Annotated in this window: 5 protein-coding genes and 3 rRNA genes (1 of these 8 only partly in view); 3 read left to right on the forward strand and 5 right to left on the reverse strand. The window is 56.6% G+C overall.

Features of this window, described 5'->3' with window-relative positions:
* Positions 1-92 precede the first annotated feature (92 nt).
* Entirely contained in the window at positions 93-431 is a 339-nt protein-coding gene (locus ACYZTK_RS14745) for a tryptophan synthase subunit beta (RefSeq protein ID WP_266020039.1), read from the forward strand.
* A gap of 102 nt (positions 432-533) precedes the next feature.
* Here ACYZTK_RS14745 and lapD read toward each other — a convergent pair whose 3' ends face one another.
* Together lapD and lapG are read right to left on the reverse strand one after the other, a co-directional pair.
* On the reverse strand, positions 534-2,480 hold the full coding sequence (gene lapD, locus ACYZTK_RS14750) for a cyclic di-GMP receptor LapD (protein ID WP_462010569.1): 1,947 nt from the start codon (positions 2,478-2,480) through the stop codon (positions 534-536).
* A gap of 14 nt (positions 2,481-2,494) precedes the next feature.
* Positions 2,495-3,187: a cysteine protease LapG gene (lapG, locus tag ACYZTK_RS14755; RefSeq protein WP_462010570.1), complete on the reverse strand. Its 693-nt coding sequence runs from the start codon at positions 3,185-3,187 to the stop codon at positions 2,495-2,497.
* A 191-nt stretch (positions 3,188-3,378) separates the two neighbouring features.
* Between lapG and ACYZTK_RS14760 the strand changes: the two genes are divergently transcribed.
* Positions 3,379-4,089 (forward strand): GntR family transcriptional regulator, encoded by a 711-nt coding sequence (locus tag ACYZTK_RS14760; RefSeq protein WP_462010571.1) that lies wholly within the window; start codon positions 3,379-3,381, stop codon positions 4,087-4,089.
* Positions 4,090-4,170: 81 nt separating this feature from the next.
* Positions 4,171-5,175 (forward strand): FecR domain-containing protein, encoded by a 1,005-nt coding sequence (locus ACYZTK_RS14765; RefSeq protein ID WP_462010572.1) that lies wholly within the window; start codon positions 4,171-4,173, stop codon positions 5,173-5,175.
* Positions 5,176-5,250: 75 nt separating this feature from the next.
* Here ACYZTK_RS14765 and rrf (ACYZTK_RS14770) read toward each other — a convergent pair.
* The 3 genes from rrf (ACYZTK_RS14770) to ACYZTK_RS14780 form a co-directional block, all read right to left on the reverse strand.
* Positions 5,251-5,366: ribosomal RNA gene (gene rrf, locus ACYZTK_RS14770) — 5S ribosomal RNA — on the reverse strand.
* Positions 5,367-5,474: 108 nt separating this feature from the next.
* Positions 5,475-5,590: ribosomal RNA gene (rrf, locus tag ACYZTK_RS14775) — 5S ribosomal RNA — on the reverse strand.
* A 156-nt stretch (positions 5,591-5,746) separates the two neighbouring features.
* Positions 5,747-7,968: ribosomal RNA gene (locus tag ACYZTK_RS14780) — 23S ribosomal RNA — on the reverse strand; it runs 670 nt beyond the window's last position.

Below are 7,968 nucleotides of genomic sequence, written 5' to 3' on the forward strand. Positions count from 1 at the left end.
CGGTGACGATTTCGTCAGCGCACCGCATACTCGCGTGCAGTTGGCCTATGCTGCTGACAGCATGACGCTGGTCCATATCTGAGGGATGCTCAATGTTTTACGTGCAACGCGATGCGCAAGGCCAATTAGTGCGCGTGGAAGCGGCGGCTTACGCCGAGGCAACGGAAACGCTGCCCGCCGATCATCATGAGATCCAGGCCTGGTACGCCAACGAAGTGATGGAAGTCAGCCTCAAGCAACTCAAGCAGAGCGACCTGGAAATGATCCGGGTACTCGACGACTTGATTCAGGTGCTGACCAGCAAGGGCGTGATTCGGGTCACCGATCTGCCGGCAGCGGCCCAGGCCAAGCTGATGGACCGGACCCAGGCGCGTGAGGCGTTGGGTGGGTTGAGTCATTTGATTGATGATGAAGAGACGGGGTTGATTTAAGGCCGTTTTAAATCAAAAGATCGCAGCCTTCGGCAGCTCCTACATGTGAACATTTTTCCCCGTAGGAGCTGCCGAAGGCTGCGATCTTTTGCTTTTATAACGTTAACGCCAAGGCTTGGGCTCGCCAAACAACTGCCCCTGCACCCCATACAGCCCCATCTCGCGAATCACCGACAACTCCCCTTCAGTCTCCACCCGCTCGGCAATCAGCGGCAGATCGATGCTGTGTGCTGCCCGCTGGATGGCCTCGATGAACAGGCGCTTGTCACCCTCCTGATCGATCGCGCGGATATAGCTGCCATCGATCTTCAGATACGCCAGGCCCAGCCGTGCGAGGTTGCCGATCATGCTGAAGCGCCCGCCAAAACGTTGCAGGCTGAGAGAAAAACCCAGTTCACGCAGACGCGTCGTCAACTGCTCGAGCACGGCCTGTTCGGGGATCTGTTCCTCACCAATTTCCAGGGTCAGGCGCGGCCCCAGATTGGAATGGGCGCGCAAGATGTCGAAGATCTTGTTCAGCATCTGCGGGTCCGCCAGCGTCGCCGAAGACAGGTTCAGCGCCAGTGACTCTTCATGGCCGGCCATTTGCTCGAGCACCAACTCCAACATCAGCCGGTCCAGGCGCGCCGTCCAGCCAAAACGCTCGAGCCAGGGCAGGAAGCGTCCGGCAGGGATGGTCTGGCCTTCGTCGTCGATCAGGCGTGAGAGAACCTTGTAGTGCAACACCAACTGCGGGTCCTGGCTGGCAACCACCGGCTGGAAATACAACTGCAGGCCTCGATTCGCCAACGCCTGATCCAGCAGTTTGTGCCAGGCATGATGGTCATCGCCAACGCGAGCTGATGCGCTGTGATCCAGGCAGGCCCAAGTGGGCTCACCTTGGGTTTCTGCTTGTGCCAATGCCTGGTCCGCCAGGCTGATGACTGCCTGGGGCGAGTCGCCATGGACAAACGGCGCCAGCCCGAGCGAAGCCACCGAGGCCACATCAGTCGCCCCCGTGGCATGCAGGCTCGCCAGGGCACTGTCGAGATTGCGCGCCAGTTGCAGCGCTTCCTCACGCACCAACCCGGGGGCCAGCACGGCAAACTCGCCACCGCGAATTCGCGTGACCAGGTTGTAGGTTTCCGGGAACTTGGCGCACTCACGGGACAGCTGCTCGCCAACCGCTATCAGCAACTCATCAGTACGCTGACCGCCGAGACGCTGGTTCAGCCCGGCCAGGTCTTTGACCCGCAGCAACAGCAGATAACCCGAGCTGGCCTGCTCCGGGTTGCTCACTCGGGCATTCAGCTGCATCTCGAAATAACGCCGGTTGGCCAGGCCCGTCAGGTTGTCCTGGTATGACTCGATGCGCAGTTTTTCACTGCGCTCGGCCTGCTCTTGGAACAGTGCCTTGAGCTTTTCGACCATCTGGTTCATGGCCTGGACGACGCGGCGCAATTCCGGGGTGCGCGGCAGGTCCGGGAGGCTCAGGAACTCACGCCGGGCAATGGCGTGGGATTGCTTGACCATGTAGTCCAACGGCTTCAATTGGCGCCGCAGCAACAGCGCGCCCAGCACCGCACTGACAGCGCCGCAGAGCAGCAACCAGCCAAGGCTGCCCAGCGCGCTCTGCCACAGCTTGGCCAAGGCGAACATCGGGTGGCTGACCACCTCGATCCGCGCCGCCTGCTCCCAGCCACGGCTGACGATGGCATCACCACCAGCCGGCTCCAGCCCGATCAATTTGACGAACCAGTCGGGCACGTTGTTCACCGCAGGTATGCCACTGCGTTCGACGATGACCTTGTCGTTGCTCACGTCGATCACCCGAATGCTGGCGTAATAACCGCTGTCGAAGATCGAGCTGACCAGCAACTCGACCATCGCCGGATCGTCGATGTTCGGCGTCAGGGACAGCGCCAACGCCGTCGCCGCATCCTGGGCGTGGGAGCGCAACTGGTTGACGTATTGGGTCCGCGAGCTTTCCAGGCTGACCATGAAGCTGCCAGTGAAAGCGACCACCAGGAACAGACAGATAGCGATCAAAAGCTGTTTAAACAAAGACATCTGAGCGCGCGCTCCTAGTTAGTCGTCTCGACCGGGAAACCTTCGGCCTGCATTTTCTTCAGCACATCCTGCCAGCGGGACAGGCGTTTGGTGTCACTGACTTTCTTGTTGCCTTTGCTGCCCGGCAGGTACAACCCTTCCGCATTAAAAGAGTAGACCGGCAACAGGTCGGTTCGTTGACTGGCGGGCTTGATTGCGTCGATCAAACTGTCGAGCACCAGTGGCATTGCCTCGGGGCTTGAGTAATAGGTCAATACCATATGCGCGCGATTCTGGCGCAGGGCCTTGACGTAGGTGATGCGCAGTTTGTCACTGGAAACGCCGAGGTGGCGCAGGCTGAAGTACTTGGCGATGGCGTAGTCTTCGCAATCCCCGGCACCTTTCCATAATGCCTGGATGGGCGTTTCCCAATAATCGACCTCGTGCCACAGGTCGATGTCCTCCACGTAACGCACTTGCCGGTTGAAAAATTGATTGACCAGATTGAGCTGCTCCACTTCTGGCAGCTGCTTCTGCGTGGCCAATATATGCTGCCAGGCGTCGATGCGTTGCTGTCCTTCACCCAATGGCCCGTACAATGCCTGGGCACGGCGACTGATCAGCGAAAAATCCCAATCGGCATGCAGCCCGCCCAGCATGACGCCAGCCAGCAGCAGGGCGCATGACAGCCAGCGCAAAGTCCGAGGGATCGCGAAACGTACCGCCAATGCGAGGCATCCAGATCAGGCAGGTGGAATTCGGTTGATGGTGCAGGTTAGCCCGGCAAAAAACAATGGCACGGTGAGATCACTGAAGGCGCGCTAAGCTTTCAGGGAGATCGCTGGTTTGACAATCAGGCAGGTAGTCACTAGTGTCAATTTGGATCCAATCAGACATTCACACTTATTCAGGGTGCGTTGTGACACAAAAGCCCAACCCTTTAAGCAGTATCAAGATCAATGCGCCAATCCCAGCGCACATGGCCCGCGCAGTGATTGAAGAAACCTTGCGCTCGGCAATCCTCGACGGTCGCATCCCGTGCGGAAGCGCGTTGCGTCAGCAAGACCTGGCGGACTTCTTCGGGGTTAGTCGCATGCCTGTTCGCGAAGCGTTGCGGCAACTCGAAGCCCAGTCGCTGTTGAGCGTCATCGCGCATAAAGGCGCAGTCGTCGCGCCGCTGGTGCAGGGCGATGCCGTGGAAACCTACGCACTGCGGATTCTGCTTGAGTCAGAAGCGCTTCGCCTGTCGATTCCACTGCTCACCGCCGATGACATTGAGTTGGCGGCCCGCCACATTGATGACCTTGAGACGGAACGCGACTACACCGAGATCGGTCGCCTGAACCGCCTGTTTCACATGGCGCTCTACAGCAAGGCCCCAAATCGTCGACTATTACGACTGGTCGAAGATGGTCTTAACGAGGAGGAACGCTTCCTGCGGTTCAACCTGGAAGCGATGAACCTCGGTGAACTGTCCCAGGAGGACCACCGGGCGCTGTTGCGTGCCGTGGAAGACCGGGATGTCGAAGGCTCCGTGCGCTTGCTCGAACAACACCTTAACCGTGCGGTGGAGGTGATCACGCGCTACCTCGGTACACCTGAGGCACCGGGCACGAACCGTTCTCAGTAAAGGCTTCAGTCAGTTGCAAAATCGGCGACCGGTGGAAGACAATGCGACTAATTATCATTGTTACGTCCGGGCATTCGCATCATGTCTTCACACACGTTGGCAGTACAGGTGCCTGATCAACATGTCGTCAGACAGGCTCTTCACTGGCTGCTGCGCTTGCGCAATAACGCTGGCAATCGCCGTCTGCATCAACAATGCGACCTGTGGCGTGCAGAGCGCCAGGAACACGAATTGGCCTGGCAACAGGTTAAATCCCTGCATGCCGAGCTGAGCAACCAGCCGCACGCTATAACGGCCGTTCAGGATGCATTAAGCACCTTGGGGGTACGTGAATCGGGAGTCGGCCGCCGCACAGCGCTGAAGATGCTTTCAGGGCTCCTAGTGATGGGATCGGCAGCGTGGCTGAGCAGCGACATGCTCCACTGGGATCAGTGGAACGCCGACTTTGCCACCTCAACTGGCGAACGTCGTGGGTTCCAGCTACCCGATGGCACTCGACTCGAACTCAATACCGCCAGTTCGGCGGATCTGGAATACACCCCTCACCAGCGGCTGATCAAACTGACCCGGGGCGAAATTCTCGTGACCTGCGGTGGTATAGATCAAGCGGCCTCATTCGATCGTCCACTGAGAGTGCAAAGTAGTCATGGATTATTCGAGGGAGTGGATGCTCGATATGTCCTTCTTCAGCAGTCCAACGGCACCCGCCTCAGCGTAACTGCCGGCAGAGTGATTATTCATTCACCTGCAGCCGGCTCTGGAGTGCCCGTTCAGGTGCATCCGGGGCAAAGTTATCTGGTCGGTCACCGACAGTCGATCCTTGCGTCGCCGTCTGCCCTGGAGCCCGGTGCCTGGGTAGATGGGTTGATCGCTGCGCGCAGTATGCGTCTCGCAGACTTCCTGGCTGAAGTGGGTCGCTACCGGCTTGGCCATCTGAGTTGCTCAGCGGATATCGCCGACCTGCAGCTGACCGGGGCTTTCCGCCTTGATGACACTGACGAGCTGCTGGCCAGCCTCGCGCAGACTCTTCCTGTCCAGTTGCACTATCGAACGCAGTGGTGGGTGACCCTGCAGCGTCGGGCCTGATCGGGATTGTATTTCCCAGTGTGCAGAACGACAAAACCCCTGTCTGCGTTAGCAGACAGGGGTTCTGGAATTCAATCTTGACGATGACCTACTCTCACATGGGGAAACCCCACACTACCATCGGCGATGCATCGTTTCACTGCTGAGTTCGGGATGGGATCAGGTGGTTCCAATGCTCTATGGTCGTCAAGAAATTCTGTGACCAGCCCGTTACAGCAGTAACGTGCAGGTGAAAATTGGTGACTTCTACAAAAACAAAACCCCTACCTGCATACGCAGATAGGGGTTTCGGAATTTAATCTTGACGATGACCTACTCTCACATGGGGAAACCCCACACTACCATCGGCGATGCATCGTTTCACTGCTGAGTTCGGGATGGGATCAGGTGGTTCCAATGCTCTATGGTCGTCAAGAAATTCGGGTACCGAATCGTGGCCAGCTGGCCGCGCTTCAGCAAAGTGGGTATGTGATAGTTTTCGGTGTTTGTGAGCATCGAACTTTCGGTTCATTGCGTCTTCACACACCGCAATCTGGTGCTCGTTAGAGCAAGCAAATTGCTTGGGTGTTATATGGTCAAGCCTCACGGGCAATTAGTATTGGTTAGCTCAACGCCTCACAGCGCTTACACACCCAACCTATCAACGTCGTAGTCTTCGACGGCCCTTCAGGGGACTCAAGGTCCCAGTGAGATCTCATCTTGAGGCTAGTTTCCCGCTTAGATGCTTTCAGCGGTTATCTATTCCGAACATAGCTACCCGGCAATGCCACTGGCGTGACAACCGGAACACCAGAGGTTCGTCCACTCCGGTCCTCTCGTACTAGGAGCAGCCCCTCTCAAATCTCAAACGTCCACGGCAGATAGGGACCGAACTGTCTCACGACGTTCTAAACCCAGCTCGCGTACCACTTTAAATGGCGAACAGCCATACCCTTGGGACCGGCTTCAGCCCCAGGATGTGATGAGCCGACATCGAGGTGCCAAACACCGCCGTCGATATGAACTCTTGGGCGGTATCAGCCTGTTATCCCCGGAGTACCTTTTATCCGTTGAGCGATGGCCCTTCCATACAGAACCACCGGATCACTAAGACCTACTTTCGTACCTGCTCGACGTGTCTGTCTCGCAGTCAAGCGCGCTTTTGCCTTTATACTCTACGACCGATTTCCGACCGGTCTGAGCGCACCTTCGTACTCCTCCGTTACTCTTTAGGAGGAGACCGCCCCAGTCAAACTACCCACCATACACTGTCCTCGATCCGGATAACGGACCTGAGTTAGAACCTCAAAGTTGCCAGGGTGGTATTTCAAGGTTGGCTCCACGCGAACTGGCGTCCACGCTTCAAAGCCTCCCACCTATCCTACACAAGCAAATTCAAAGTCCAGTGCAAAGCTATAGTAAAGGTTCACGGGGTCTTTCCGTCTAGCCGCGGATACACTGCATCTTCACAGCGATTTCAATTTCACTGAGTCTCGGGTGGAGACAGCGCCGCCATCGTTACGCCATTCGTGCAGGTCGGAACTTACCCGACAAGGAATTTCGCTACCTTAGGACCGTTATAGTTACGGCCGCCGTTTACCGGGGCTTCGATCAAGAGCTTCGCGTTAGCTAACCCCATCAATTAACCTTCCGGCACCGGGCAGGCGTCACACCCTATACGTCCACTTTCGTGTTTGCAGAGTGCTGTGTTTTTAATAAACAGTCGCAGCGGCCTGGTATCTTCGACCGGCATGAGCTTACGGAGCAAGTCCTTCACCCTCACCGGCGCACCTTCTCCCGAAGTTACGGTGCCATTTTGCCTAGTTCCTTCACCCGAGTTCTCTCAAGCGCCTTGGTATTCTCTACCCAACCACCTGTGTCGGTTTGGGGTACGGTTCCTGGTTACCTGAAGCTTAGAAGCTTTTCTTGGAAGCATGGCATCAACCACTTCGTGTTCTAAAAGAACACTCGTCATCAGCTCTCGGCCTTAGACTCCCGGATTTACCTAAGAGTCCAGCCTACCACCTTAAACTTGGACAACCAACGCCAAGCTGGCCTAGCCTTCTCCGTCCCTCCATCGCAATAACCAGAAGTACAGGAATATTAACCTGTTTTCCATCGACTACGCTTTTCAGCCTCGCCTTAGGGACCGACTAACCCTGCGTCGATTAACGTTGCGCAGGAAACCTTGGTCTTTCGGCGTGGGTGTTTTTCACACCCATTGTCGTTACTCATGTCAGCATTCGCACTTCTGATACCTCCAGCAAGCTTCTCAACTCACCTTCACAGGCTTACAGAACGCTCCTCTACCGCATCACCTAAGTGATACCCGTAGCTTCGGTGTATGGTTTGAGCCCCGTTACATCTTCCGCGCAGGCCGACTCGACTAGTGAGCTATTACGCTTTCTTTAAAGGGTGGCTGCTTCTAAGCCAACCTCCTAGCTGTCTAAGCCTTCCCACATCGTTTCCCACTTAACCATAACTTTGGGACCTTAGCTGACGGTCTGGGTTGTTTCCCTTTTCACGACGGACGTTAGCACCCGCCGTGTGTCTCCCATGCTCGGCACTTGTAGGTATTCGGAGTTTGCATCGGTTTGGTAAGTCGGGATGACCCCCTAGCCGAAACAGTGCTCTACCCCCTACAGTGATACATGAGGCGCTACCTAAATAGCTTTCGAGGAGAACCAGCTATCTCCGAGCTTGATTAGCCTTTCACTCCGATCCACAGGTCATCCGCTAACTTTTCAACGGTAGTCGGTTCGGTCCTCCAGTTAGTGTTACCCAACCTTCAACCTGCCCATGGATAGATCGCCC

It is taken from the genome of Pseudomonas sp. LB3P31 (assembly GCF_054897945.1).

Excerpts from the sequence above, each read along its gene's own strand:
- ACYZTK_RS14745 (WP_266020039.1), top strand. The coding sequence starts at position 93 with ATGTTTTACGTGCAACGCGATGCGCAAGGCCAATTAGTGCGCGTGGAA.
- lapD (WP_462010569.1), bottom strand. The coding sequence starts at position 2,480 with ATGTCTTTGTTTAAACAGCTTTTGATCGCTATCTGTCTGTTCCTGGTG.
- ACYZTK_RS14765 (WP_462010572.1), top strand. The coding sequence starts at position 4,171 with ATGTCTTCACACACGTTGGCAGTACAGGTGCCTGATCAACATGTCGTC.